The organism is Flavobacterium luteolum, assembly GCF_027111275.1.
Taxonomy (GTDB): domain Bacteria; phylum Bacteroidota; class Bacteroidia; order Flavobacteriales; family Flavobacteriaceae; genus Flavobacterium; species Flavobacterium luteolum.
In genome coordinates, this window is sequence record NZ_CP114286.1 from 638,462 (window position 1) to 664,850 (window position 26,389).

A 26,389-nucleotide genomic window follows, 5' to 3' on the forward strand; every position below is an offset into this window, starting at 1 on the left:
GCTTATGTTAACTTATAAAGTTTCAAAGTTCTCGATTGCCGATAAAATGTTTTGTCGAGAACAAAGATATACTTTTCTTTTGAAAAGAAAGAAAAAACTTACTTTTAAACTTTTTTTTTAAAATTTAATTTTGATTTTAGGTTGAAAACAAAGATATTGATTAATGCTTAGGTCTTGAATTGCTTAACATAATTTAATTTTTGAAGGAATTAATAGTTTTCTAAATTCTATTTTTCATATTAATAGATTTACCTGTTAAGCCAAATCTATCATATTTGTATCGAATAAATTTAGAATATCTATCTTCATGCGTTGAAAGAATTAATTGTTGATCACTAAAATTATACTTCAGCAATTCTACCAATGAATGAGTATTAATTTCATCTAAAGTCTGTAATGGATCATCAATTAAAATAGTTCCCAGTTTTGACTGATTAAAAACTTTATTCAAAACTAGCATTAAAGATATAACAGTTGCTGATAGCTGACCAGAACTTAAGAGATACGCCACTTCTTGATCTTTACAAGTTGGTCTTATATAAACCTGTTTTTGTTTACCTGTTTCAAATTCTATAGAAAGCCCAGAACCTAAACTATGATTTTGTAAAATTTTACCAGTATATATGTGGAAAGGAATACTTATTTTATTAATAATTTCTTCCGTGTAATCTTTTATTTTCTGATCATAAACTTTTATAATACCGTTCAATTTATCCTCAACAGTTTTAAGTTTATTATGCTTTAATTTAAAACTTTGTAGCTCAGAATCAATTGCTTTTAAATATTGCGATTGAACATATTTCTTTTTATCTAATATATCATCTGAAGTAACTTGTTCTAAAACTTCTAGTGATTTATTGAAATAGTTTTCAAAATCAGCTAAAACTGAATTAATTTCTATTTCTTCAGAAATTTTTGGCTTATTATCATTTATAAAAGAATATACTTTTCTGATAATTTCATCAATAGTATCAATAACTCTATTGTTTACAAGACTAATTAATTCATCTTTTTTATTCAATACAAACAATTCTAAAAAATGATCAAACTTATTTTTCAAATTTTCAAATCTGTCCTTTAGCTGTAAAAATTCATCATTCCTTATTAATTTTTTATTTTCTTCATCTAAAGAATTATTTTCTTTTATCAAAAATTCTTTAATTGGATTCAGATTTTCATTAATCAATAATTGTTTTTGCTCTTCAAAATTTTTATTGTTAATTAAATAATCACTAAATATCTTTTGCTGAGTAACATTTATCTGCTCGATTAATGCTTCATTCGTTTTCCAATCAAAGCCACAAGTGGGGCACTCGCCATCATTTAAATTAATGTGATTTTTATGTTCATTACGAAAATCAATTAAATCTTGCCTTCTATCTTTAAAATTTGATAAAATAGTATTTTGTATTGATAAACTTTCTTGTAAGCTTTTAACCAATCTAATTTTTACTAGAAATTCTTCTATATTAATTTTTAATTTTTCTTTTTCTAATAAAAAATTATAAAAAGATTCATCATTTAAATCGGTAAACTTTTGTTTCTCTATAAGCTCAATTTTTAAATTGTTATTTTTAATTTCTCTCTCGTTTTTATTCCTTGTAGAATATTCATTTTCTAAAAATTCAAAATTTGTTATGCTCCAATAATTTTTTGAAAATTCTTCTGCGAATGTTAAGTTTGAATAATTATTTAATTTACTGATTAATTCGATATCATTTAATAAAGATTTATTCTCAAATAGATAGCTTATTTTATCTATTTCATTTAAGTATGAAATATTAATATCCAAGACAGTATTTTTAATTTCACTTTTATCCCATTCAAAATCTTTGTCTGAAATTAAACGCTTATAGCTTAATTCATAATTTATATTTGAAAAATCATAATTTAATTTTTCAATTTCACCAATTCTTTCTTTGTATTGCTTTTTTCTTCTAAAGATGTCTAAACCACATTGCGTGATTTTAATCAATTCGTTTCTTTCTTCTTCACCTCCAATTAATGAAACCAAAAAAGAATCATACCTATCTTTAGGGTCTTTTTTTAGAAAATAGGTATTTTCATCTTGTTCTACGTAATTTAGAACAGAATAAAGTTTATATAAATTTGAGAAATCTAATGTTTGTTCTAAAATATCATAAGTAGATTCTTTATTATTGATAAAAAGAGTAGAATCGTTAAAAATTTGACTTATATTATTTGATTTTGATTTACCTATACTTTTCGGAAAAACTCTTTTTATTGAATGTTCTGTTTCATTTCCATCATTTATAATTAATTCCAACTCTACTTCTAAATTATTAGATTTATGTATTGGGCTATCCAAAAAAGTATATCTAGCATCTAAGTTGACGTCTCTAAATCTTCTCGGCTTTTCAGTAAATAATATTTCTATAGCCTCAAAAACGGTGGTTTTACCATATCCGTTTGGTCCATCAAAAACAATTAAATTATTAGAATCAAAACTAAATTCAATTTCATCAATGCATTTGAAATTTTTAATTTTTAATTGACTAATTCTAAATCTATTCCCTTGATTCATTTTCAAATAAATTATTAGTTAATAAAAAGTCTTCTATGTCTTGATTTTGGTAAAAATTACTTAGAATAGTCTCAACAAATATCTTTTCAGAATCATTCAATTCTGAATTAATCTCATTTTTAATATTTTTTAATTGCTGATTATCATTTAAGGGAATATAGTTAAGAAAAGGAAGCTTAATAAACAAACTCATTAGAAGCTTATACCATGTTTCTTTTTTATTATTTAATAAACTACTATTTTTTATCGCTATTTTATTCAGTTCAACAATTGCATTTCTCGATTTAATCTTTTGTTTTAAATTGTTAACATCTTCTTTATTGTACGGCAGTATATATTTTTTAGCGATCCGATAATTCTCTTCAATTTTATGCAATTCTTTCAAAATTAAATCTGTTTCTTCTTCAAGGTTTAGAATTAAAATAAATGAAAGATTATAATCTAAATTAACAGCATCAAATTCTTTTAAATGTTTTTTTCTGATATCTTCTTCAACGACAGCATTTATCAAAAATTCAAACTTAAATTCACTGTCTCCATTCAAAATCTTTAGTTCCTCATAACTCATAAATAACAAAACATAATAATCTTCCTTTCCGTCTTCAAAAAAAGTAAAATACATTTTGTAATCATATTGAATCTCATGAAATACCATTTTATTTTCAATCAATATTTCTTTAATAATCTCATCCATTGTTTATTTCTCTTATTGAATTTTCAACACTTTTAAATTCGAATTCAAACCTTTTATCGGTTATATCTAACCCTTTCTCTACTTCAAAATTTGGTTGCATAATATTTCTTAAAACATCTTTTACTTGCTGTTTTTCTAAATTTAAATTTTGAGTAACAATAGTATTTATTTTACTCAAATTATTGTTTTCAATGTTTGAGCAAAACTCATAAAGTCTCTTTTTTTGATGCGTTCTAGAATTTTCATCAATGTTTAAATTAATTAAACTAAGTTGATAATTATTTTCATTATGATTATAAGTAAGGTCTTTAAACAATGGATCAATACCAATGTCTTCAAAACATTTAATTATTATTTCTCTTATTTCATTTTCAGGTAAATAACCAGTAAAATTTTCAACTTTAATATCCTTTTCTAAAAGTATATGGGCATTTATTCTATCCTTAATCAATATTTTAATATCATCAGAAGGTAAGTCATTAATTTCTTCTAGATATCTAATTAATTTTTGTTTTAGTCTACTCTCTATTGCATCATTTTCATCATATTGTTCGATACAATCTCTAATTGTCTTAAAAAATTTCTTTATAATTGAAATCCAAGCTATTTCTTCATTAAAAGCAAGATCAGAGTTCAAAATCCATTCTCGTATTTCATTAAGCGAAAAAGATTTAACCGTTTTAGTTCTATGTCTCTCTTTTATTGCAGAACATATTTTGTAACAACTATAATTCCTCTTTAATTCAACATCAGAATTGTTTAATCCAGGCAAAAGTAATTTTATAGCATCATCAATTTTTGTTGTTATATTTTCAAGAGTATAAACTCCAGATAATACATTTGCTTCTAGTCTTTCCTTTTCTAGAGTTACATTAAATTTATTTAGCTCAATATCACTTTTATGGAGGTAAAGAAAATTGCGTTGGGCATTATCAGGAAATCGAGTCATCATATCATCCCATGCCTTTGAATATTTCGTATAATTATGTGTTCCGTATGCTTTAACTTGAAAGGCTTCCCAAATATTTGTCGTTATTGAAAAATCCTCATCCTCTTCTAATTTTAGACAATAAGATTCTGGAATATCATTCCCTAATAATTTATTAATTTCTTCAAGCGCTTTACATAAAGCTACCTCACCTTGAAATATATATCCCGACCAACTGGGTGTAGCATCTGTACTCATATCTTATTTTTAATGATTTTTCTAATAAAAATTACCCCTTATTCTATTTATTCGTTACAAATATCAATAAAGATTTTATTGGTGTTTTACGGTTTTCCATAATCTCAACAATTTTAATTTGCTCAAATATATACAAACAAAAAGCCTTCAAACCAAGTACAAACACCTGATTTAAAAGCCAACAAATAATCTCTATAATTAAGACTTAAATCCCAAAAAAGCTCTTAGAATTCCTAGTAGTTTCCTCCGCTACTTTAGCTAAAGTAATTCCTTTAAACTGTGCAATTGTTCCGGCAACATACGGCAGAAAAGCAGGTTCGCAACGACGTTCGTGGTATTTCTTAAGGAGGCTGTTCGGGACATTTTTAGGAAGCATAAACGGCGCATCGGTTTCAATCATCATTCGGTCGAGCGGTACGTACTGAATGACTTCTTTTAAATGGCTGAAACGCTTGGCATCTGAAATCGCTCCCGTAAAACCCAAATAAAATCCGTGATCGAGATAGGTTTTGGCCTCCTGCAAAGTTCCCGTAAAACAATGCACAACGGCTTTTGGCAATTGCGGTAAATAGTCTTTGGTAATATTCATAAAAGAACTAAAAGCGCTTCTTTCGTGCAAAAACAAAGGTTTCTGTACTTCAATCGCCAATTCTAATTGTGCTTTATAACATTCTTCCTGTTTGTTTCGGGGCGAAAAGTCACGATCAAAATCGAGTCCGCATTCGCCAACGGAAACAACGTGTTTCAGTTCTAATAATTTCCTGAGTTTCGAAATACTCTGCGCATCGAAACTCTTCGCATCATGCGGATGTATGCCCGCCGTAGCGTACAGCACGCCTGGATACTGTCTCGCAATCCTTGCAGATTCTTCGCTATTTCGTACGCTGGTGCCTGTGAGTATCATTTGCGATACATCGGCATCGAGCGCGTCTTGTACGACATCGTCTATGTCGTTTTGGAATTGTTTGTTCGTTAGGTTGATTCCTATGTCTATGTAATTCATTTTTTTAAGGTGCTAAGGTTCTGAGAGGCTAAGGTGCTAAGGTTTTTTCCTCTCAACCGATTATTTTTTCTTTTAAGATTTTGTAGAAGAAAGAAGCAAGAGGCAAGACGGTCATATCTTTCTTCTTGGTTCTTGTTTCTTTCTTTTCCAAAATTCAAAGAAGCAAGAAAGAAATCTCAAAAATCTTGCTTCTTGTCTCTTGCTTCTTCTTAGTCTTCTCGGCTTCCATCATCAGCCATTCTAACCAATTTCGGTGTAAACTTCGCCACAACATCAACTAAATCCTGTTGCGCTTCCATCACCTGATTGATATCTTTATATGCCATTGGGGCTTCGTCAAGACCTGCTCCGATAAGCGTAACGCGATGATCTCTCAGGATCGATTTCATTTCGGTTTGTGTGATGTTTTTTATGGCTTGCGTTCTGCTCATTTGTCTTCCTGCTCCATGCGAAGCCGAATTGATGGCATTCTCCTCGCCTTTTCCTCTCACCAAAAATCCTGGCGCGGTCATACTTCCCGGAATGATTCCCATAACGCCTTTTCCGGCTGGAGTTGCTCCTTTTCTATGTACGATCACTTCTTCGTCGTTCCAGATTTCTTTCCAAGCAAAATTATGGTGGTTTTCGACTTTGGCTAAAATCGTTGCTCCCAAAGCGCGTTCCATTTTGTTATGGATAATCTCGTGACAAGCCGAAGCATAATCTCCCGCCAAATTCATCGCCAGCCAATATTCCTGACCTAATTGCGAATTCATATCTAAATACGCTAAATTTCTGGCAACTTCTGGAAGTTTACATTCGTCTTTGGCGATTTTGGTATAATGACCTGCAATGGTCGCACCCATTCCGCGTGAACCGGAATGCGTTAACAAAGCGACGTATTTTCCTTTTGGGATATTCAAAACCGCATCGTCTTGCGCAAATTCCATGATTCCGAATTCCACAAAGTGATTTCCACCACCCGAAGATCCTAATTGCGACCAGGCTTTATCTTTCAAGTTCTTCACAAACGCATTCATATTAAACGTTTCGTTCTCCAAAACCGCATGATCTGATTTGTACTGACCGTGAAATCCGTGACCTGCTCCAAAAATAGAATTCGCAATTAACTCTTTTTTAAATTTGGCTTCATTTTCAAAGTAAAACTCTTCTGGAATATCATAAACCGACAACGCCATTCTACATCCAATATCAACACCAACACCATACGGAATAATGGCATTTTTTGTGGCTAGAACTCCGCCAATTGGTAATCCGTAACCTTGGTGCGCGTCTGGCATTAAAGCTCCAGCAACCGTAATAGGCAGTTTCATGGCAACTTCCATTTGTTTTCTGGCTCCGTCCTCGATATGATCCAATCCGTAAGCCGAATACGCATTCGGAGTTTCATTTAAAGCAATGAAATCTTCTGGTTTTTCATTCGATTTTTCGATTAAAGCCACAGCCAGTTTGCTGAAGATTTTATCGTCTATATAGTTTTCCGGAGTTTCTAAGACGTTTTTAAAATTAGCCATCATTTCGTCTCTTGTGAATCCGTTTCTTTTGCTGTTTATTTTTAAGGCGATTCCGATTATTTTTCCTTCTGGAAATCCTAATTCTAATATATCTGTACCGTTTATTTGTGTTTTCATTTTTTCTTTTTTAAGGGACAAAGGCGCAAAGGTTTTTTTACTGCTTCGCAGTTGTTCTGCATAACTATTTTAATTCTAAGTTTTTTTGCTCCGCGAAGACATATTTCTCGCAAAGTCGCAGAGACGCAAAGGTTTTTTGATTTAAGTTTGTCATTTCAGCAAAAGTTAGCTGAATCCGTTACCTAAATAAGTAACCTTTACCGAAATGACAAAACAATGTAACAATACTAATAATGAACATGTGCAGTAGCGTTATTTCACGAAAATTTCTTTCAATTGACTGATTACGTTTCCACCGCCCGAAATCGTAATTTCACCAATTTTATCAGCAATTTTTTCTACATATTCCATCTCTTTCAATTTCCACAACATTTCATTTTCTTCCATAAGCTTTGCTGTGTTTAATAAACTTCTTGTTGCAGCAGTTTCCTCTCTTCTCATAATGCTATTTGCTTGCGCTTTCTTCTCAGCAACCAAAACCTGGTTCATAATTTCCTTCATATCACCTGGCAAGATTACATCTCTAATTCCTGCATCTGAAATTACTAAACCTAAATCTTTGATTTTAGTTTTTGCATCTTCTAAAATAGCATCTCCAATGGCATCTTTTTTAGTCAATAATTCGTCCAAGGTCAAACCTCCAATAAAGGCTCTTAAAGCCAATTGCATTGCGACATACAATTGTTTTTCGAAATCTTTATTATCAACCAAAGCTTTCAAAATATCTACAACTTGATATCTTACAAAAAAATTGATTCGTAATCCAGCCTTATCTTTGGTTAACAATTCCTGACCAGAAATTTCAACTTGTTGTTGTCTTGTATCTACTGTTTTAACTTCGATCGTGATTGCATTATTCCAAAAATAATGAGTTCCTGATTTCAATTCTTTTACGAAAGTACCATTTACAAACAACAAAGCTTTGTCATTGCTTGATACAATGTATTTTCTTGTAAAGAATCTCATTTTAGCATTTTCCAATAAATTAACTCCAATGTCTTCTGTAATTTCGATTTTAGATAAATCTGCTTTTATAAACTCATTTTTTACAATTCCTTTCCAAAAAGCGTATTTTCCTGGCACCAAAACTTCTTTGAAATTTCCTTTAACGAATTGCAAAACAATTTCGTTATCGGCAACCTCAACAATTTCTAAAAGTGAATTTAAAACTTCATTTTGCAATAAAATATCCAATTCAAAAGGTGCTTGAAAAGATCCGTTTACATCGTAAATCATTACATTTTTGTTTCCGACAATCCAGTGTAATCCTTCTTCAATCACTTTTACTAATTTTCTGTTTTCGAACACCAAGCCCACTTGGAATGCTTCGATTTTAATTCTTTTAATCATGGTTATATTTTTATTCTTTTGTTTTTTTAATTCGTTTTTTTTTCAGATTTCAAGTTTCAGATCTAAAATCCTAAACTTCGTTATCTCTATTTTTTTTAACATTCTCTTCTAATTCTAAATAAAAAAACTTCATTGCCTTTCTCCTCTGAGAAAAACGGACGAATAGTTTACGCTTTGGTTATCTGGATTGTTTACGATTTTATTTTATAAAGAGAATCCTCAAATTCTCTTAACAATCAAACCGAAAAGAAAACAAGCGTTTCAAAACATATTGATACTCGCACAGGCTTTATCAGAGTGTGAAATTTCAGATTCGAAAATCGTGATTGCACTGACAAAGACAAATCAGTTTTTTTCCTAATGGTCATCTTTTTAAGAGTGATGGTCTCTGAAAATACAGATTTTTAGTCTGCTGACTTACCAATTCGTCCAATCAACCATAGGTTGATGCAGGATTCGAACCTGCAGATTTCTATTACTCTAACCGGACTGAGCTACCGCATTACTGCGAATGGGATTCGAACCCATGACAAATAGATTGTGAGATAGTTTTTTGGAAAACTACCAAAACCTCCAAACCAAGCTGCATAGAAAAACATAATACGCTTTAGCGAAAAGTCTGCTACAATGGTGCTATACAGAAACACCCAACGAGGCTTGTTTGATATTTTCTTCAAAGTTTCCTTTGATCATTTCAATTTCTAAAAGAACTTGTTTTATTTCTTGAGCAAAGATTTCAAAACCACTACGCAATTATTTTGCGCAGTGAAAAAAGAATTTTAAATTTGAGTAAAAAACAAGATGAGTTTAAAAGAAATTTATTCTGATTTACTTTCTAATATTGGTTTTTCAGCCAATGAAATTCAGCAAAACTGGTTGGATTTAGAAAAGGCATATTCCAAAAAATCAAGGCATTACCACAATTTCACGCATTTAAAAGAAATGATTGAAAGTTTTGAAGCGTATCGAGACAAACTTGAAAACCCAAACGAAATATTATTTTCAATTTTTTATCATGATTTTGTTTATTCGGCTTCTAAAAAAGATAACGAACTTAAAAGTGCTGAATATGCTTTGGCTGTTTTACCTGAAAATAGCAATCTAAATAAGCAATTGGTTTTTGATGCGATCTGCGCCACACAGCAACATCAGCAAAATGAAATTGAAGACATTAACTGGTTAATCGATTTTGATTTAAAAATCCTCGCTAAAGATTGGGAAGATTATAAAATCTACTTCGAACAAATCAGAAAAGAATATCGCATTTATCCTGATTTTCTATACAAACCCGGGCGTGCAAAAGCGTTGAAACATTTTCTGGAGAATGAGTTTATTTTTCAGACTGATGCGTTTAGGAGTTTGTATGAAGAGAAAGCGAGAGCGAATATCGAAAAAGAAATAAAGTTATTAAGCTAAAAAATTGAATTTCGCAATCCCGATAGCTATCGGGAGCGAAGTCGCAAAGTATTTATTTAAAGTATTAATTAAACGCACAGTTTGTCATCCTGAGGAACGAAGGATCACATCCAATATTCTTCAAAGAGAATCGCCAATCTTTGTCGAGCTTCTTGTGTGATCCTTCGTTCCTCAGGATGACAAAAAAATCATTTTAATCCTCATAATCTGTGGCTTAAAAACAAAAAAACTTTGCGCCTTTGCTCCCGATAGCTATCGGGATTGCGAGCAAAAAACACACAAAGCAATGTCACAAAACAAAAACGCCTTAATTCGCTACAAAACGATCGATAAATGTCTACAGAATAAATACCGGCAATGGACATTAGAAGATTTAATCGAAGAATGTTCTGAAGCTTTATTTGAATACGAAGGAAGACAGAATCCAATCAGCAAACGAACGATTCAGATGGATATTCAGCTCATGCGAAGTGAAAAACTAGGTTATAATGCGCCAATCGTGGTTTATGATAAAAAGTATTATAAATATGAAGACGAAGATTTTTCGATAACCGATATTCCGCTGACGGAAACAGATATGAATGTTTTAACGGAAACGGTTTCTATGCTGAAACAGTTTAAAGATTTCTCTCTTTTTAATGATGTTTCAGATATTCTGCAGAGATTGGAAGATAAAATCTACGCTGAGAAATCGCATACCAAACCCGTTATTTATCTGGATAAAAATGAGAAACTAAAAGGACTGCATTATTTAGACGAAATTTATCAGGCGATAATTAAAAAAGTTACGTTGGTAATTACTTATAAATCTTTTAAATCGCAAGAAGAAACAAAATTTCATTTTCATCCCTTTATATTAAAGGAATTCAATAACCGTTGGTTTTTAATCGGAAGGAAAAAAGCCTCTCAACCAATTACCAATTTGGCTTTGGATAGAATTATAGCAATTGATTATGATTTCAACCTTCCTTATATAGAAGAAGATTTTGACGCTGATTTATTTTATAAAAACGTAATTGGGGTCACGGTTAATACTGGTTTAAAACCCAAACGAATCGAACTTTGGATTGATGCCGTAAATGCACCTTATGTTCTGACAAAACCTTTGCATCAGTCTCAGCGTTTAATTAAAGAAAATGAAGATCAAAGTATCATTGTTCATGTTTTTCTTTTGCCAAATTATGAAATGGAACGCATTTTATTAGGTTTCGGAGATGGAATTGAAATTCTTCGACCCGAAAACCTTCGAAACCGAATGAAAAAAATCCTTCAGAAGGCAATTTCGAGATATGATTCTGAAAAACCAACTGAAATAAATGCATAATTTTTTACAGAATACAGAAATAAATGCGTTTTAAAAACTAAAAAAAGATTTTTACCGCATTAAAAATGTTAAAATCTAAAAAAAGAATAGTATATTTCACTTAAAATAAACCACCAAAACCCTCTAAATCAGGGATATTTTATAACTAACCAAAAATTTATTAAAAAATTATATGCATGCATAGTATTTTTTAATTATATTTGAAATCGATATAGTTACCTATGAAAGACAAAACGATAGATTATATTTTAAGAGCGACATGGCAGGCTGTTTCAAGAATGTATAATGAAGAAGCTGCTAAATACGATGCCACAATGGCGACTGGATTTGCTCTTTTAAGTATGGACAAGGAAGAAGGAACTCCATCAACGGCTCTTGGCCCAAGAATGGGAATGGAAGCCACCAGCTTAACAAGAACCTTAAAATCTATGGAAGAAAAAGGTTTGATTGTTCGCAAAAAAAACCCAAGTGATGGCCGAGGCGTTTTAATCTACTTGACCGAATTTGGAAAAGAAAAAAGAGATTTATCTAAAAATACAGTTCTAAAGTTTAATGAAAGCGTACGAAAACATGTTTCTGAAGAAAAACTGAAGCATTTTATCGAAGTTTCTGAAATCATCAACGAACTGATTCACGATAAAAACATATTTAATCACACAGAAAACACAGAAGAAAAATAATCAATTTTTGATTGTCCTAATTCTGTAAAAAAACAAATAGTAACAAATTATGAAACGCACAATTAAAAAAGTTGCTGTAATTGGATCCGGAATTATGGGTTCAGGTATAGCTTGTCATTTTGCTAACATTGGTGTCGAAGTTTTACTTCTGGACATTGTACCGCGTGAACTGACCGAAGCTGAAGCTAAAAAAGGATTAACACTTGAAAGTAAAGCCGTTCGCAACCGTGTGGTAAACGAACATTTGGCGAATTCATTAAAATCGAAACCATCTCCTATTTACAGTCAGAAATTCGCTAATAGAATTACAACTGGAAATACGACAGATGATATGGCAAAAATTGCTAATGTTGACTGGATTATCGAGGTTGTTGTAGAGCGTTTAGACATTAAGAAATTAGTTTTTGAACAAATCGAGAAATTCCGTAAACCGGGAACATTAGTTACTTCTAATACTTCTGGTATTCCAATTCATTTTATGAGTGAAGGAAGAAGCGAAGATTTCCAACAACACTTCTGCGGTACTCACTTTTTTAACCCTGCGCGTTACTTAAAATTATTTGAAATTATTCCTGGTCCAAAAACTTCAACTGAAGTATTGGATTTCTTAAACGAATACGGATCTAAATTCTTAGGAAAAACTTCGGTTGTTGCTAAAGATACTCCGGCGTTTATTGGAAACAGAATTGGTATTTACGGAATCCAAAGTTTATTCCACCTTGTAAAAGAAATGGGATTAACGATTGAAGAAGTTGATAAATTGACTGGACCAGTAATTGGTCGTCCAAAATCGGCTACTTTCCGTACCGTTGACGTTGTTGGGTTGGATACTTTGGTACACGTTGCCAACGGTATTTACGAAAACTGCCCAACAGACGAACAACACGAATTGTTCAAACTTCCTGATTTCATCACAAAAATGATGGAAAACAATTGGTTAGGAAGCAAAACCGGACAAGGTTTTTATAAAAAAGTAGATAAAGATATTCTTTCTTTAGACTTAGATACATTAGAATACCGCGCTGCTAAAAAAGCAAATTTTGCTACGCTTGAACTAACTAAAACTATTGATAAACCAATCAATCGTTTTAAAGTTTTAGTAAAAGGAAAAGATAAAGCGGGTGAATTCTACCGTAAGAGTTTCGCCGGAATGTTTGCTTATGTGTCAAACAGAATTCCTGAAATCTCAGACGAATTATACAAAATTGACGATGCCATGAAAGCTGGTTTTGGATGGGAAAATGGTCCATTTGAAATCTGGGATGCTATTGGTGTTGCCAAAGGAATTGAAATCATGAAAGCTGAAGGTTTAGAGCCTGCTGCATGGGTTACTGAAATGTTGGCTTCAGGAAGCGACAGTTTCTATACTGTAAAAGAGGGAGCGACTTATTTCTATAACATTCCGACAAAATCACAAGTAAAAGTTCCTGGACAAGATTCATTCATTATTCTGAACAACATTCGCGAAAGCAAAAAAGTTTGGAGCAATAGCGGTGCAATCATTCAGGATTTAGGAGACGGAATCTTGAACTTAGAATTCCAATCTAAAATGAATACAATTGGTGGCGATGTACTTCAGGCTATCAATAAAGCAATCGATTTATCTGAAAAAGAATATCAAGGTTTAGTTATTGGAAACCAGGCAGCAAATTTCTCTGTTGGGGCTAATATCGGAATGATTTTCATGATGGCGGTTGAGCAGGAATACGACGAATTGAACATGGCAATTAAATTGTTCCAAGATACAATGATGCGCGTTCGTTATTCATCTATTCCAGTTGTGGTTGCACCTCACGGAATGACTTTTGGTGGTGGATGCGAAATGAGCTTACACGCTGATAAAGTGGTTGCTGCTGCTGAAACGTACATGGGATTAGTTGAATTTGGTGTTGGTGTGCTTCCTGGTGGTGGTGGATCTAAAGAAATGGCTTTAAGAGCTTCAGATTTATTCCGCAAAAATGATGTGGAATTAAATGTTCTTCAAGAGTATTTCTTAACTATCGCTATGGCTAAAGTTTCGACTTCTGGTTATGAGGCTTTTGACACTGGACTTCTTCAACATGGAAAAGATATTATCGTAGTAAACAAAGATCGTCAGATTGCTGAAGCTAAAAAACATGCTTTGTTAATGGCTGAAGCTGGTTATACACAACCAATTAGAAGAACTGATGTTAAGGTTTTAGGTAAACAAGCTCTTGGAATGTTCTTAGTTGGAACGGATCAAATGGAAGCTGGAAAATACATTTCTGAACACGATAAGAAAATTGCTAACAAACTGGCTTATGTAATGGCTGGCGGTGATTTATCTGAAGCGACTTTAGTATCTGAACAATATTTATTAGATATCGAACGTGAAGCTTTCTTGAGTTTATGTACTGAGCGTAAGACTTTAGAGAGAATCCAATATATGTTAACTAAAGGAAAACCGCTTCGTAACTAGAAAAGTAGAAGAAAGATGCAAGAAGCAAGATTTCAAAACAAAGTTTTGTCTTTTCTCTTGGCTCTTGCTTCTATAAATCTTTAAAAAACAAAAACAAATGAAAACAGCATATATAGTAAAAGCATATAGAACAGCAGTTGGAAAAGCTCCAAAAGGTGTTTTTAGATTTAAAAGACCTGATGAATTAGCTGCAGAAACGATCCAGTTTATGATGGACGAACTGCCTAATTTCGACAAAAAACGTATTGATGACGTTATGGTAGGAAATGCCATGCCGGAAGCAGAACAAGGTCTAAACGTTGGACGTTTGATCTCTTTAATGGGATTAAAAGTTGAAGACGTTCCTGGTGTTACAGTAAACCGTTACTGCGCATCTGGATTAGAAACTATCGGAATGGCAACTGCTAAAATCCAATCAGGAATGGCAGATTGTATCATTGCAGGTGGTGCAGAAAGTATGAGTTATATTCCGATGGGAGGTTACAAACCAACTCCGGATTATAAAGTTGCTGCTGCAGGTCACGAAGATTACTACTGGGGAATGGGTTTAACTGCTGAAGCGGTGGCAAACCAATACAAAATCTCTAGAGAAGATCAGGATGAGTTTGCTTACAACTCTCACATGAAAGCTTTGAAAGCTCAGGCTGAAGGAAAATTTGACAAACAAATCGTTCCAATTACTGTTGAGCAGACTTTCATCAATGAAAATGGTAAAAAAGAAACAAAATCATACGTTGTAAATAAAGACGAAGGTCCAAGAGCAGGAACTTCTAAAGAAGCTTTAGCAGGTTTAAGACCAGTTTTCGCTGCTGACGGAAGTGTAACTGCTGGTAACTCTTCTCAAATGAGCGACGGTGCTGCATTCGTTTTAATTATGAGCGAAGAAATGGTAAAAGAATTAAACCTTGAGCCAATCGCACGTTTGGTAAACTTTGCTTCTTCTGGTGTTGAGCCAAGAATTATGGGTATTGGTCCGGTAAAAGCAATTCCGAAAGCCTTGAAACAAGCGGGATTGACATTAAACGATATCGAGTTAATTGAATTAAACGAGGCTTTTGCTTCACAAGCTTTAGCAGTAACTCGCGAATTAAACATAAATCCAGAAATCGTAAACGTAAATGGTGGAGCGATCGCTTTGGGACACCCTCTAGGATGTACAGGAGCTAAACTTTCTGTTCAGTTATTCGACGAAATGAAACGCAGAGGTAATAAATACGGAATCGTTTCGATGTGTGTGGGGACTGGGCAAGGTTCTGCGGGGGTTTACGAGGTATTATAGAGTGTTTTTAAGAGGAAAGAAGCAAGAAGCAAGACTTAATGTTGGAATGAAGATATTCTGAAAATACATTTCATAAAAGTAGTAAAAAACTTACTTTTAATTTTTCTTCTTATCTTGCCTCAAAAAACATGAGACACAATTTTAAGAATTTGAAAATTTGGATTTTAGCTATGGAAATTACAAATGATATCTATAAACTGACTGCCACTTTTCCAAAATCAGAAACGTATAGTTTAGTAAGTCAAATGAATCGATGCTCTGTTTCAATGCCTTCTAATATTGCCGAAGGTTCAAACAGAGGGAATAAACACTTTCAGCATTATTTAAATATTAGTTTAGGTTCGTCATTTGAATTACAAACACAATTATTGATAGCTTTTCAAAATGATTATCTATCTAAAATAAAAACAGAAGAAATAGAAAACAAAATAATTGAATTTCAAAAGATGACCACAGGTTTCATCAACAAGTTAGACAACAATCTTTCTTCTTGACTCTTGCATCTTTTAATCTAAACAAAAACAAAATGGCAGATACAATCCAAAAAAACGTGACTCGTGGTGGTCAGTTTTTAGTTAAAGAAACAAAATGCGAGGACATCTTCACACCAGAAGATTTCTCTGAAGAGCAGTTAATGATGCGTGACTCTGTAAAAGAGTTCGTAGACAAAGAATTATGGGCACACAAAGATCGTTTTGAGAAAAAAGATTATGCCTATACTGAATCATCTATGCGTAAAGCTGGTGAACTTGGACTTCTAGGGGTTGCGGTTCCTGAGGAATACGGCGGATTAGGAATGGGATTCGTATCTACAATGTTAGTTTGTGATTACATTTCTGGCGCTACAGGATCGTTCTCAACTGCTTTTGGTGCTCATACAGGTATTGGAACTATGCCAATTACGCTTTATGGTACTGAAGAACAAAAGAAAAAATATGTTCCTAAATTGGCTTCTGGAGAATGGTTTGGAGCTTATTGCTTAACTGAGCCAGGTGCAGGATCTGATGCTAACTCAGGAAAAACAAAAGCAGTTTTATCTGATGATGGAAAATACTACTCTATTACAGGACAAAAAATGTGGATTTCGAATGCAGGTTTCTGCAGCGTTTTCATCGTTTTTGCTCGTATTGGAGATGATAAAAACATAACAGGTTTCATCGTAGAAAATGATCCGTCTAACGGAATTTCTATGAATGAAGAAGAACATAAATTAGGAATCCGTGCTTCTTCTACTCGTCAAGTTTTCTTCAACGAAACAAAAGTTCCAGTTGAAAACATGTTATCTGAAAGAGGAAACGGTTTCAAAATTGCAATGAATGCTTTGAATGTTGGTCGTATTAAACTAGCTGCAGCATGTCTTGATGCTCAAAGAAGAGTTACTTCTGGAGCTGTAAAATATGCTAACGAAAGAATTCAGTTCAATACTTCTATCTCCTCTTTTGGAGCTATCCGTTCTAAATTAGCTGAAATGGCAACTAATGCTTACGCTGGAGAAAGTGCTTCTTACCGTGCTGCAAAAGATATCGAAGACAGAATCGCTGCTCGTGAAGCAGAAGGAACTTCTCATCAAGAAGCTGAATTGAAAGGTGTTGAAGAATATGCTATCGAGTGTTCTATCTTGAAAGTAGCGGTTTCTGAGGACGTTCAATCTTGTTCTGACGAAGGAATCCAGATTTTTGGTGGAATGGGATTCTCTGAAGACACTCCAATGGAAAGTGCTTGGAGAGATGCTCGTATCGCTCGTATTTACGAAGGTACAAACGAAATCAACAGAATGCTTTCTGTAGGTATGTTGATCAAAAAAGCAATGAAAGGACACGTTGATTTACTTGGACCAGCAATGAAAGTTCAAGAAGAATTAATGGGAATTCCATCTTTTGATACTCCAGATTTCTCTGAATTATTCTCTGAAGAAAAAGGAATTATTGCTAACCTTAAGAAAGTTTTCTTAATGGTAGCAGGAAGCGCTGTTCAAAAATACGGTCCAGAACTAGATGCTCACCAACAATTATTAATGGCAGCTTCTGATATCTTGATCGAGATCTACATGGCTGAAAGTACAATTTTGAGAACTGAAAAATTAGCAAAAGCTCAAGGCGAAGATAAAGTTCAGGAGCAAATCGCTATGGCAAAATTATACTTATACAAAGCTGTAGATATCGTAAACTTAAGAGGAAAAGAAGGAATCGCTTCTTTCGCTGAAGGTGACGAACAAAGAATGATGTTAATGGGATTGAAACGTTTTACAAAATACACAAACTTGCCAAACGTTGTCGCATTAAGAGAAAAAATCGCAGCAAAATTAGTAGCAGAAGATACTTACTGCTTCTAATATAAAGATAGTTTTTAGCTTTTAATTTGTTATAAACCCGCGCAAGTCCGAAACTGTGCGGGTTTATTTTTTTATAATTTTCAACGAAAGGCATTTCTTATAAGACGCAATATTTTTGCAGTTATTTGCAAAATATTTGTTAAAATTAGCTTTTCGACTCATGGAGAATAGTTAAACATCAAATGTATTACATTATATTTAGCGTTCTAAAAACTATAAAAAACAAAATAATGAAACAAACTAACCTAATTGCATCATTTTTATTGTGCTTTTGTATCAGTGTTACTTTCGCACAAAAGAATAAAAAAATGGACATTATTGCCTATTACACTGGCGATTCTCAACTTATTGATCAATACGAAGTTGGAAAATTGAACCAGATTATTTTTAGTTTTTGTCATTTAAAAGAAGGCAAACTAAGTGTCGATTCAGCAAAAGATTCTCTTACAATCAAACATTTAGTTTCGCTAAAAGCGAAAAATCCGCAACTTAAGATTGTTTTATCACTTGGTGGCTGGGGAGGTTGCGAACCTTGTTCAGAAGCTTTTTCTACTGCAGAAGGGCGCTTAAAATTTGCAAAATCTGTAAAAGAAGTAAGTGACTATTTTAAAGTTGATGGTTTAGATTTAGATTGGGAGTATCCATCAATTGAAGGACTTCCAGGTCATTTATATCAAGCTGCTGATAAACCTAATTTTACAGAACTTCTTAAAATTTTACGTTCAACATTAGGAAAAAAATATGAACTAAGTTTTGCAGCTGGAGGTTTTCAAAAATGTTTAGACGAGTCTATCGACTGGAAAGCTGTTGCTCCTTATGTAAACCGCATCAATATTATGAGTTACGATTTAGTAAACGGATATTCAAAAGTTACAGGACATCACACTCCATTATACAGCACAAATCCGAAAGAAGAATCTACTGATAGAGCTGTTGAATTTTTATTAAAAGCTGGTGTTCCTGCTGAAAAACTAGTAATTGGAGGCGCATTTTATACTAGACAATGGAAAAACGTAGAAAACATCAATAACGGATTATATCAAGCTGGAGAACACTTTCAAGGTGTTGATTTTAAAAACTACGCTACAACCTACACAGAAGCAAACGGCTGGAAATATTTTTATGATGAAAAAGCTCAAGCACCATATTGGTACAACGCTTCCACGAAAACTTTTGCAACATCAGATGATTTAAAATCGATCAAAGCAAAAGCTGAATACGCAAAAGCAAAAAAATTAGGCGGAATTATGTTTTGGGAACTTACTTTAGATAGTTTCCGCGACGGAATGGTAAATGAGATTTACAAAGTCAAAACTGAAAAATAAGATTTTAAAAAACAACCTGAACAACTTTTTTTCAGGTTGTTTTTTTTTGTAGTATTTTTGATAGGACTTTAAAAACCAAAACATTATGACATTTTTCAATAAAACGCGTTATGTTTTTTTCCATCTAAAGAATACTGCACAAAAACTGACTTTAAAAGTCTTTATTACAATATGCCTTCTACATAATTTCACCACTCATTCACAATCCAATTTAACTAAAGATTCTATTGGCTTAAACAAAGGTAAAATAGAAAATTTACTGAAATTAGATGAAACCAACAGCAATGATCTTTTTAAAGAAAATCAAACCCATAGACAGCGTGCTTTATTGTTTGATGCCATTGCAAAAAATATCCAAAGTGCCGATCTTATTCTAAAAACTGGAATTGACTATAAAGGTTTTACCTCAGAATTAGATTATGTCATCAAATTAAAAAAAACTGCAATTGATGGTATAATCAAAAATAAAAATGATTTTCAGACCCTGAGAAACATTACAGTTACCTCTGTTATGCTAACAGAATTGCAGACAAGAGTTGATCTTCAGCTCGAAAAAATCCAAAAAAACAATTTAGAACTGAGTCAAATACAAAGTACCATTGATTCTCTCACCATAAAAAAAGCGCTTTTTATATTACCGAAAGATTCTTTAAGAAAATCATTGTATTATGAACGTTATTCTGAAATGAATTCTCAGGTTAAAAAATTAAATGTAAGATTTAAAAACGCATTAGACAGCATCAGTAAACTACAGATTCTTGCCAGTAAATTTAAATATGATTTACAAAATGATATAATTGAAACTGATAATATCAGAAAAAATGAATTTGAAAATCTGTTCCATTCTGACGGACAAGTTTTTAAAACCAGTTCCAACAAAATGTCTTTTTATGATTCCTTTTTTTATTCCTTTTTTAAAGAATTTGTAATATTAGCCTTTTTCATATCAAATCATTTTAATACTCTTACCTTAATGCTATTGCTTGCAATTGCATTGATTGTTTATCTTTTGTTTCTCAAAAACAAATACAAACATGAAGGCATCTACAATCAGATTGAATTTTCTAAGCGTATTTTTAAACATCCTGTAGCCTGCGCTATATTAATTTCCTTTACGCTGTTTAATTTTTTCTTTGTTTATCCACCTTTTGCTTTTACTGCTTTAATTTGGCTTATTTCAATCATTGCCCTCAACGTAGTCAACAAAGAGTTTTTCAACGCCAAGGATAAATTTATTTGGAGAGTCTTTGTTTTACTATTCCTTCTTACTTTATACGACAATAATATTTTAATCCATTCGGTAAAAGAGGTTTTTCTCATTCTGATTTTAGCCATTGCATCTACACTGTTTAGCATTTACAATTTAAAAAACAATAAAAATCACCTAAATCCTCTTTTCAAATACAGTTTGTATGCATTAATCGTTTTTGAAACCGCTTCTGTGCTCTTTATTGTAATTGGCCAAAATTATAACTTAGGAAAATTGCTGATGGTAAACGGAATCATAACCGTTTTAATGTATTATCTGTTTTCAAACGCTTATCGATTACTGGCTGACATTATAAATTATTCGAATCTTATACGCGAAAGAAACGAAGAAGGCCAACTTGCAATAAATAAACTGGAACACATTACTTTTAATAGAACTCAAAATATATTATTCCTTATAAGCTGGATTATAACAGTCGGAAAAAACTCTTATTTTTTCCATACAATACTCGATCCTGTAATTGATTTTTTCTACGAGCGCAGAACCATTGGCGATATTAATTATTCTTACGACAGCATTGTAATTTTCTTCTTTATTATTTTTATTTCGGTAGTTATAGCAAAAATTGTCGCTTTTCTCACAAGCAATTCAATTGGCACTTCTGATACAAACAAAAAAAACAAGCTGGGAAGCTGGCTAATATTAATTCAGATTATCATTTTTAGCATTGGAATTAGCCTTGCTTTTATCTCTTCTGGAATTCCTGTTGACCGCTTAACAATCATCATTAGTGCATTAGGAGTCGGAATCGGGTTTGGTCTTCAAACATTAGTTAATAATTTGGTAAGCGGACTTATTATTGCTTTTGAAAAGCCTGTCAATATTGACGATACTATAGATATTGGTGGTCAGACTGTAAAAATGAAATCAATTGGAATAAGAAGCAGCGTTGTTGCCACATTTGACGGTGCCGACGTAATTATACCAAATGGCGATTTATTAAGCCAACACTTAACTAATTGGACTTTATCAAATAATAAAAAAAGAACCGATATTTCCATTGGCGTAGCCTACGGTTCTAATCTAGAAGAAGTGAAAAATTTATTAAATGAAATACTAAAAAATCATTCTTTAGTTTTACAAAATCCCGCTCCTATTATTTGGTTTAAAGAATTTAATTCTAGTTCAATTGATATTATAATTAAATTTTGGGTAAACCATATCAGCATGGCAAATGATGTAAAAAGTGATCTAATAATTTCGATTGATAAAGCTTTTAGAGAAAACAAGATCGAAATTCCATTTCCTCAACAAGACATTTACATCAAGCAAATTAACTCAAAAGAATCAGAGGATAAATCGGATATTTAACAAACAAAAAAAGGCAGTTATATATTTATAACTGCCTTTTTTCAATAAAGATATTTTTTACTGTACCTTATTCTTATCTAATTCCCCAATAAACGGAATTGCTTCTAAAATTTCGCTTCTAATTATGGTTTGAAGATATACCTCAAGCTGAATAAACTTCGCTGCATTTATAGAACCAATAGCCTTTTTTGCCTGATTATATGTTTTAGAATAAAGCTTTTCATAATCAATATGGTTCTTTAATGTTGCTTTTGCCAATTCATCAGCTTTAGCATCGGTTAAAGTTTCGTAATTAGCCGCATAATCATTTATCAATTGAAACTTTGTCTGACCTAAAGCCTTTCGCGACGTTTCATAATTATCATAAACTTTAGCAAAGGCTGTAGCTTGTGCATCAGATAAATTCATGTACTGTTTTACCAATTCGGCTTTAGATTTTCCATACACACTTTGTACTACTTCTAAATCTTCTTTGTAAGAAGACTGCGCATAAGATGAAAATGAGGCTACTGCCATGATAAGAATAAGACTTAATTTTTTCATAGTTTCAATTTTAAATTTGTTTTTAAAAATATATGCATACTCAAATATACTGATTTTAAACACATTAAATTATAATCAATATTTTAAAAGAAAGAATATTGATAAACTGCTGATAAGGCATAATAATTTAGTCCGTTGTTGGTATAAGCTCCGATATGATATTGAAATCTGACCGACTGCCCTTTGGCAATTGGAGTAGAAAAAGTTCCTCCTACTCGCCAGTTATCAATCTGGCTATCATCTGAAACTCCATCAGTAATAGTTCGACCTCCAAAAAACCAAGTCGTATTGAAGCCAACCCACATTTGGTTTTTAAAATAATAGCTTGCATGCGCCTGAAGGCTATAGGTTGGTTTTTGCTCTAATTTTTTTCCTAAATAATCATTATTATCCGTATAAAACCACATCCCGCCATAGGCTTCGGCATAAACATGAGCAAACCGTTTCGATACCCCTATTTCGGGTTTAAAAGCCCAGCGATTTGTTCCAATGTTTACTTGTTTATCGCCATAATATCTTCCTGTTGGAACTGAAGTAACCAAACTGACTCCAAGAATTGTTTTTTGCTCAAAACTTCTAAATTCAGATTTATCAAGTGCAGGAGAACCTAGCAAATTAATTCCGAAACGCACTTTCATATCTGCAAAACCAGTTCTTGAGCCAGTAACCAGCTGATCACTAATTACAGCAGATCCATCCATAAACGTAAAAGGTAGCGCTACCTGTATACGAGCCAGTTTATCTGCCATACCAAAAGTTCTGATATAATTTACAGCCATATTGTGGCTTTGAAGCGTAAAATCTTTTATGGGTAGAGAAGGATCTGTCAGCACATTTCCGTTCATAAAAACATAACCTGCAGCAATTACATTTAAACCTTTAGGAACATTTGCATACACTCTGGGTTCCAAATCCTGACCAAATACGCTGAACACACCAAAAAAGAAAAATAAAATCGAAAACTGCCACTTTAATAACCAAAGAAAGATTCTTACCATATATTCAGACGAATTTGTGACAAGTTTAGTATTGAATTAAATCATTGTTTCTCTGCTGTTTTTGGAGCATATATTACTCCATCATAACTAATTGGACCTCTATTATTGCTACTCACAGAAAGTGTTGTACTACCATTATAGAATATAGAAAAGGTTAAATCGTAGACATCACTTTTACCTCTTACTGTTGCCTTTAGAATGGTATTATTCTTTTTACTTTCGACTCTAATATTCTGCGGCTTCCCTTCAAATTTTATACCTCCATCGGTATTATAGCCTACATTATAACCACGTCCAAAAAAGGGAAGATCGCAAGTTGTGCTATCAACTTTAAACTTTAAAAAATAAGTATTATAATCTAGCTGAATTAATCTCCCGCCTTGAGGCGTTGTTTTTTGAGCTTCAAAAACAAAATTCCGACTATCTATAAGCGCTTTAATTTCATTTTGTTTCTTGAGTTCTCTTTCTTGCTTAAGTTCTTTTTTTGTTTTTTCCTGTCCATAAACCGAAAAGTTAATTACAATCAAAAACAGTAAAACAGACATCGTAGTTTTCATAACACTATTTTTTAGTAAAACGCATCATGGCAATATCTCCAGAAATAAAATTCAAGGTCTTACCATCATCAGTTACATCGTAAGAAGTTATTTTTTGAAGCGTACTCAAATAAGTTTGTTCACCTTGCAATCCATCCAGACACATCATTTTTGTTACTGCCATTGGTTGCGTAAAATCAATTTTGTTGCCATCAACAACCAATTTTCCTGTGTATGAATTACAGCTTGCGTTACCAGAAATCTGATTTGTTTTGGTATCAAATTGTATGGTTGGTTTTTTATTTGGATATAATCCATCAAAAGCAATTCGTGGTCCAGAAATGTAATTCAGTTCCCAATTTCCATCAAGCTTAGAAACTGCATCCGTTTTTGCGCATTTGCAGGAAATTAAAAACGAACTAAAAAAAACGAGGGTAATAATCTTTTTCATCATAACATTAAGGATTAAATGTGAGCGAATTAGATAAATGGTTTTCAGAAATTATTCGTTAAAAACCTATACGAATTTAAACAATATTTTCGATTTTTAACTCAATCAATATCAAATTATAACGTATAGTTTGACTTTTTTTTAACTTTTAGAGTTAATCAATTCCGTTATTTTATGTTAAATTTACTTAATCTTTAACTAAAAATGCCCGTAGATATGAAAAAACTAATTGTTTCTTTCGCTATAATTACAGCCTTAATCATTGGCTGTAAAACAAATAACAAATCAAATGACGCTAAAACTCTGACTGTTGCATTAGAACCAAAAAGCAACAGCAAAGTAGCCGGAACTGCTACTTTTGTTGAGAAAAATGGTAAAGTAACTTTTACAGCAAAAATTACTGGATTAGAACCTGGAGTTCACGCAATTCACATTCATGAAAAAGCAGATTGTAGTTCTGCAGACGGAAGTTCTGCTGGAGGACACTGGAATCCAACTTTCAAAAAACATGGAAAATGGGGAGTTGGGGAATATCATAAAGGTGATATTGGAAACTTTACCGCTGATGCAAAAGGTAACGGATCTATCACTTTAACTACTGACGAATGGTGCGTTGGATGTGGAGATTCTAATAAAGATGTTCTTGGCAAAGGTTTAATTGTGCATGCCGGAACAGACGATTTTACAACTCAGCCAACTGGAAATGCTGGAGGAAGAGTTGCCTGCGCAGGAATCATCAAATAAGAAAAATCATAATAACCGCTATTTTTAACAAAATCTAGCGGTTATTTCATTTTAAAATGAATCCTAAAACAAGAAAAAGACATAGCTTTGCATCAGCAAAATAAAGTCCATGATTAACCCATCAGCACCAGGCTGGATCGATAAATTTTTTAGTGAACAGAAGTTTTCAGAAGCTATTCCTTTTGAAACTGTAGATTCGTTTTACTATAAAGTAAGAGAAACGGGATTTATTTACGGACATATTATCGCTATAGATTCGCAAGTTCCTATTCCGATAAAAGGCTGGTTTAAAACCGAAATTTCAAAAGTCGCTTTACTTAATACTCTATATCATGTTTTTTGCTTAGAGAAAAGAAATTCGGAACCTAAAAATTTTATTTCTGAAGCTTTAAAGTTCTACAAGCAAATGAATCCAGAAGGATTTAATTTATTTAAAATTTTATTGCCAAAAGATACTCCTTCTCTATCTCTAGAAAACATTATTGACCAGAGAGTTCAAACCAATGATAGCATTATCAGCAAAAACTTCTCACATTTGGTAACCAATGCGTTATTGTTTATTGATGTTTTGGCCTTTAGACAATATTTGGAGCATGGAGAAATTCCTGAAAAATATTTAAAAAGAATTGAAGAAACGGTTCTCGGAATTGTTGGTTTGGCTTTAAAAACTAAAACTGTAAAATCACAGCACGACGATCTTTTAATCAAACTTTTTGAAGCTTCTATACGCTATTCCAAATTTTCAAAAGTTACTGTTGAAACTTTAGAAACTTTACAGCTTGATTATTTTAAAAATGAATTAGAGCATTATTATCTAATTGACATGGCTGGAATGGCTTTATGGAGTGATGGTGTTGTAGAAAATGAAGAATCGTATTTTTTATATGCCTTAGGGTCAACAATGGGAGTTTCTGATGATTTTGTAACGAAAAGCATGGATACAACCAATACTTTTATCACAACACATAAAAAGAAGATTCCATACTTTAATTATTCGAATCCTGTTAAGCACTTTTATGACCAAATGACACATAGTGTAGTCAAACTAATCATACGAAACAAAAACCGATTGATTAAGGAAATTGTACAGAGTAAAGAATTGATGGTGCTACTCGCCTATTCTACAACGAGAGATTTAGATGCAAAGGAAAAGAAGAAAGTAAAAAAACAGCTTTTGGACATTTGTAAAACCATTCCATCGCTAACCATATTTTTACTTCCTGGAGGAAGTTTACTTTTACCAATACTGATTAAGTTTATCCCAACAATGCTGCCATCGGCATTTAATGAGAATTTAGACGAAAACGAATAAAAAAAATCGCCCTTTTGAG

Annotated in this window: 21 protein-coding genes; 11 read left to right on the forward strand and 10 right to left on the reverse strand. The window is 32.5% G+C overall.

Going from position 1 to position 26,389, the window contains the following annotated elements:
* Positions 1-220: 220 nt before the first annotated feature.
* From OZP10_RS02455 to OZP10_RS02480, 6 genes are all read right to left on the reverse strand, one after another.
* Entirely contained in the window at positions 221-2,545 is a 2,325-nt protein-coding gene (locus OZP10_RS02455) for an AAA family ATPase (RefSeq protein WP_281633361.1), read from the reverse strand.
* Positions 2,529-3,239, reverse strand: a complete 711-nt coding sequence (locus OZP10_RS02460) for a hypothetical protein (protein ID WP_281633362.1) — start codon at positions 3,237-3,239, stop codon at positions 2,529-2,531. Before OZP10_RS02460 ends, OZP10_RS02455 begins: the two co-directional genes overlap by 17 nt.
* A complete protein-coding gene (locus OZP10_RS02465; RefSeq protein ID WP_281633363.1) occupies positions 3,232-4,425 on the reverse strand; it encodes a hypothetical protein in 1,194 nt (397 codons plus the stop codon). Before OZP10_RS02465 ends, OZP10_RS02460 begins: the two co-directional genes overlap by 8 nt.
* Positions 4,426-4,630: 205 nt before the next feature.
* Positions 4,631-5,428, reverse strand: coding sequence for a TatD family hydrolase (locus OZP10_RS02470; RefSeq protein ID WP_281633364.1), 798 nt, complete (start codon positions 5,426-5,428; stop codon positions 4,631-4,633).
* A gap of 209 nt (positions 5,429-5,637) precedes the next feature.
* Positions 5,638-7,059, reverse strand: a complete 1,422-nt coding sequence (locus OZP10_RS02475) for an RtcB family protein (protein ID WP_281633365.1) — start codon at positions 7,057-7,059, stop codon at positions 5,638-5,640.
* Positions 7,060-7,311: 252 nt separating this feature from the next.
* Positions 7,312-8,409, reverse strand: coding sequence for a slipin family protein (locus tag OZP10_RS02480; protein ID WP_281633366.1), 1,098 nt, complete (start codon positions 8,407-8,409; stop codon positions 7,312-7,314).
* 801 nt (positions 8,410-9,210) lie between these two features.
* On the opposite strand from OZP10_RS02480, the gene OZP10_RS02485 reads away from it, so the two are divergent.
* The 9 genes from OZP10_RS02485 to OZP10_RS02525 all read left to right on the forward strand — a co-directional run bounded on the left by OZP10_RS02485 (position 9,211) and on the right by OZP10_RS02525 (position 21,786).
* A complete protein-coding gene (locus OZP10_RS02485; protein ID WP_281633367.1) occupies positions 9,211-9,825 on the forward strand; it encodes an HD domain-containing protein in 615 nt (204 codons plus the stop codon).
* Between the two features lie 286 nt (positions 9,826-10,111).
* On the forward strand, positions 10,112-11,149 hold the full coding sequence (locus tag OZP10_RS02490; RefSeq protein ID WP_281633368.1) for a helix-turn-helix transcriptional regulator: 1,038 nt from the start codon (positions 10,112-10,114) through the stop codon (positions 11,147-11,149).
* Between the two features lie 221 nt (positions 11,150-11,370).
* Positions 11,371-11,829 carry a MarR family winged helix-turn-helix transcriptional regulator gene (locus OZP10_RS02495; protein ID WP_281633369.1) on the forward strand — a complete coding sequence of 153 codons (459 nt, stop codon included), beginning with the start codon at positions 11,371-11,373 and terminating at the stop codon, positions 11,827-11,829.
* Between the two features lie 49 nt (positions 11,830-11,878).
* The gene (locus tag OZP10_RS02500) at positions 11,879-14,269 is read left to right on the forward strand and encodes a 3-hydroxyacyl-CoA dehydrogenase/enoyl-CoA hydratase family protein (RefSeq protein WP_281633370.1); all 2,391 of its coding nucleotides are present in this window, start codon (positions 11,879-11,881) and stop codon (positions 14,267-14,269) included.
* Positions 14,270-14,366: 97 nt separating this feature from the next.
* On the forward strand, positions 14,367-15,548 hold the full coding sequence (locus OZP10_RS02505; protein ID WP_068842879.1) for a thiolase family protein: 1,182 nt from the start codon (positions 14,367-14,369) through the stop codon (positions 15,546-15,548).
* 128 nt (positions 15,549-15,676) lie between these two features.
* On the forward strand, positions 15,677-16,042 hold the full coding sequence (locus OZP10_RS02510; RefSeq protein ID WP_281633371.1) for a four helix bundle protein: 366 nt from the start codon (positions 15,677-15,679) through the stop codon (positions 16,040-16,042).
* Positions 16,043-16,074: 32 nt separating this feature from the next.
* The gene (locus OZP10_RS02515) at positions 16,075-17,880 is read left to right on the forward strand and encodes an acyl-CoA dehydrogenase FadE (protein ID WP_281633372.1); all 1,806 of its coding nucleotides are present in this window, start codon (positions 16,075-16,077) and stop codon (positions 17,878-17,880) included.
* Positions 17,881-18,110: 230 nt separating this feature from the next.
* Complete coding sequence (locus tag OZP10_RS02520; protein WP_281633373.1) at positions 18,111-19,205, forward strand: glycoside hydrolase family 18 protein; 1,095 nt, start codon at positions 18,111-18,113, stop codon at positions 19,203-19,205.
* 85 nt (positions 19,206-19,290) lie between these two features.
* Positions 19,291-21,786, forward strand: coding sequence for a mechanosensitive ion channel family protein (locus tag OZP10_RS02525; protein ID WP_281633374.1), 2,496 nt, complete (start codon positions 19,291-19,293; stop codon positions 21,784-21,786).
* Positions 21,787-21,843: 57 nt separating this feature from the next.
* Here OZP10_RS02525 and OZP10_RS02530 read toward each other — a convergent pair whose 3' ends face one another.
* From OZP10_RS02530 to OZP10_RS02545, 4 genes are all read right to left on the reverse strand, one after another.
* Positions 21,844-22,329 carry a hypothetical protein gene (locus OZP10_RS02530; RefSeq protein WP_281633375.1) on the reverse strand — a complete coding sequence of 162 codons (486 nt, stop codon included), beginning with the start codon at positions 22,327-22,329 and terminating at the stop codon, positions 21,844-21,846.
* An 83-nt stretch (positions 22,330-22,412) separates the two neighbouring features.
* Positions 22,413-23,327: a transporter gene (locus tag OZP10_RS02535; protein ID WP_281633376.1), complete on the reverse strand. Its 915-nt coding sequence runs from the start codon at positions 23,325-23,327 to the stop codon at positions 22,413-22,415.
* Between the two features lie 41 nt (positions 23,328-23,368).
* Positions 23,369-23,884, reverse strand: a complete 516-nt coding sequence (locus OZP10_RS02540; RefSeq protein WP_281633377.1) for a DUF4251 domain-containing protein — start codon at positions 23,882-23,884, stop codon at positions 23,369-23,371.
* A 4-nt stretch (positions 23,885-23,888) separates the two neighbouring features.
* Entirely contained in the window at positions 23,889-24,317 is a 429-nt protein-coding gene (locus OZP10_RS02545) for an META domain-containing protein (RefSeq protein WP_281633378.1), read from the reverse strand.
* A gap of 213 nt (positions 24,318-24,530) precedes the next feature.
* On the opposite strand from OZP10_RS02545, the gene OZP10_RS02550 reads away from it, so the two are divergent.
* The gene (locus OZP10_RS02550; protein WP_008468500.1) at positions 24,531-25,058 is read left to right on the forward strand and encodes a superoxide dismutase family protein; all 528 of its coding nucleotides are present in this window, start codon (positions 24,531-24,533) and stop codon (positions 25,056-25,058) included.
* A gap of 109 nt (positions 25,059-25,167) precedes the next feature.
* Positions 25,168-26,370 carry an LETM1-related biofilm-associated protein gene (locus OZP10_RS02555; RefSeq protein ID WP_111379027.1) on the forward strand — a complete coding sequence of 401 codons (1,203 nt, stop codon included), beginning with the start codon at positions 25,168-25,170 and terminating at the stop codon, positions 26,368-26,370.
* Positions 26,371-26,389 lie beyond the last annotated feature (19 nt).

What these genes read in the sequence shown, in the direction of transcription:
- OZP10_RS02455 (WP_281633361.1), bottom strand. Translation starts at nt 2,545, where the DNA reads ATGAATCAAGGGAATAGATTTAGAATTAGTCAATTAAAAATTAAAAAT.
- OZP10_RS02460 (WP_281633362.1), bottom strand. Translation starts at nt 3,239, where the DNA reads ATGGATGAGATTATTAAAGAAATATTGATTGAAAATAAAATGGTATTT.
- OZP10_RS02465 (WP_281633363.1), bottom strand. Translation starts at nt 4,425, where the DNA reads ATGAGTACAGATGCTACACCCAGTTGGTCGGGATATATATTTCAAGGT.
- OZP10_RS02470 (WP_281633364.1), bottom strand. Translation starts at nt 5,428, where the DNA reads ATGAATTACATAGACATAGGAATCAACCTAACGAACAAACAATTCCAA.
- OZP10_RS02475 (WP_281633365.1), bottom strand. Translation starts at nt 7,059, where the DNA reads ATGAAAACACAAATAAACGGTACAGATATATTAGAATTAGGATTTCCA.
- OZP10_RS02480 (WP_281633366.1), bottom strand. Translation starts at nt 8,409, where the DNA reads ATGATTAAAAGAATTAAAATCGAAGCATTCCAAGTGGGCTTGGTGTTC.
- OZP10_RS02485 (WP_281633367.1), top strand. Translation starts at nt 9,211, where the DNA reads ATGAGTTTAAAAGAAATTTATTCTGATTTACTTTCTAATATTGGTTTT.
- OZP10_RS02490 (WP_281633368.1), top strand. Translation starts at nt 10,112, where the DNA reads ATGTCACAAAACAAAAACGCCTTAATTCGCTACAAAACGATCGATAAA.
- OZP10_RS02495 (WP_281633369.1), top strand. Translation starts at nt 11,371, where the DNA reads ATGAAAGACAAAACGATAGATTATATTTTAAGAGCGACATGGCAGGCT.
- OZP10_RS02500 (WP_281633370.1), top strand. Translation starts at nt 11,879, where the DNA reads ATGAAACGCACAATTAAAAAAGTTGCTGTAATTGGATCCGGAATTATG.
- OZP10_RS02505 (WP_068842879.1), top strand. Translation starts at nt 14,367, where the DNA reads ATGAAAACAGCATATATAGTAAAAGCATATAGAACAGCAGTTGGAAAA.
- OZP10_RS02510 (WP_281633371.1), top strand. Translation starts at nt 15,677, where the DNA reads ATGAGACACAATTTTAAGAATTTGAAAATTTGGATTTTAGCTATGGAA.
- OZP10_RS02515 (WP_281633372.1), top strand. Translation starts at nt 16,075, where the DNA reads ATGGCAGATACAATCCAAAAAAACGTGACTCGTGGTGGTCAGTTTTTA.
- OZP10_RS02520 (WP_281633373.1), top strand. Translation starts at nt 18,111, where the DNA reads ATGAAACAAACTAACCTAATTGCATCATTTTTATTGTGCTTTTGTATC.
- OZP10_RS02525 (WP_281633374.1), top strand. Translation starts at nt 19,291, where the DNA reads ATGACATTTTTCAATAAAACGCGTTATGTTTTTTTCCATCTAAAGAAT.
- OZP10_RS02530 (WP_281633375.1), bottom strand. Translation starts at nt 22,329, where the DNA reads ATGAAAAAATTAAGTCTTATTCTTATCATGGCAGTAGCCTCATTTTCA.
- OZP10_RS02535 (WP_281633376.1), bottom strand. Translation starts at nt 23,327, where the DNA reads ATGGTAAGAATCTTTCTTTGGTTATTAAAGTGGCAGTTTTCGATTTTA.
- OZP10_RS02540 (WP_281633377.1), bottom strand. Translation starts at nt 23,884, where the DNA reads ATGAAAACTACGATGTCTGTTTTACTGTTTTTGATTGTAATTAACTTT.
- OZP10_RS02545 (WP_281633378.1), bottom strand. Translation starts at nt 24,317, where the DNA reads ATGATGAAAAAGATTATTACCCTCGTTTTTTTTAGTTCGTTTTTAATT.
- OZP10_RS02550 (WP_008468500.1), top strand. Translation starts at nt 24,531, where the DNA reads ATGAAAAAACTAATTGTTTCTTTCGCTATAATTACAGCCTTAATCATT.
- OZP10_RS02555 (WP_111379027.1), top strand. Translation starts at nt 25,168, where the DNA reads ATGATTAACCCATCAGCACCAGGCTGGATCGATAAATTTTTTAGTGAA.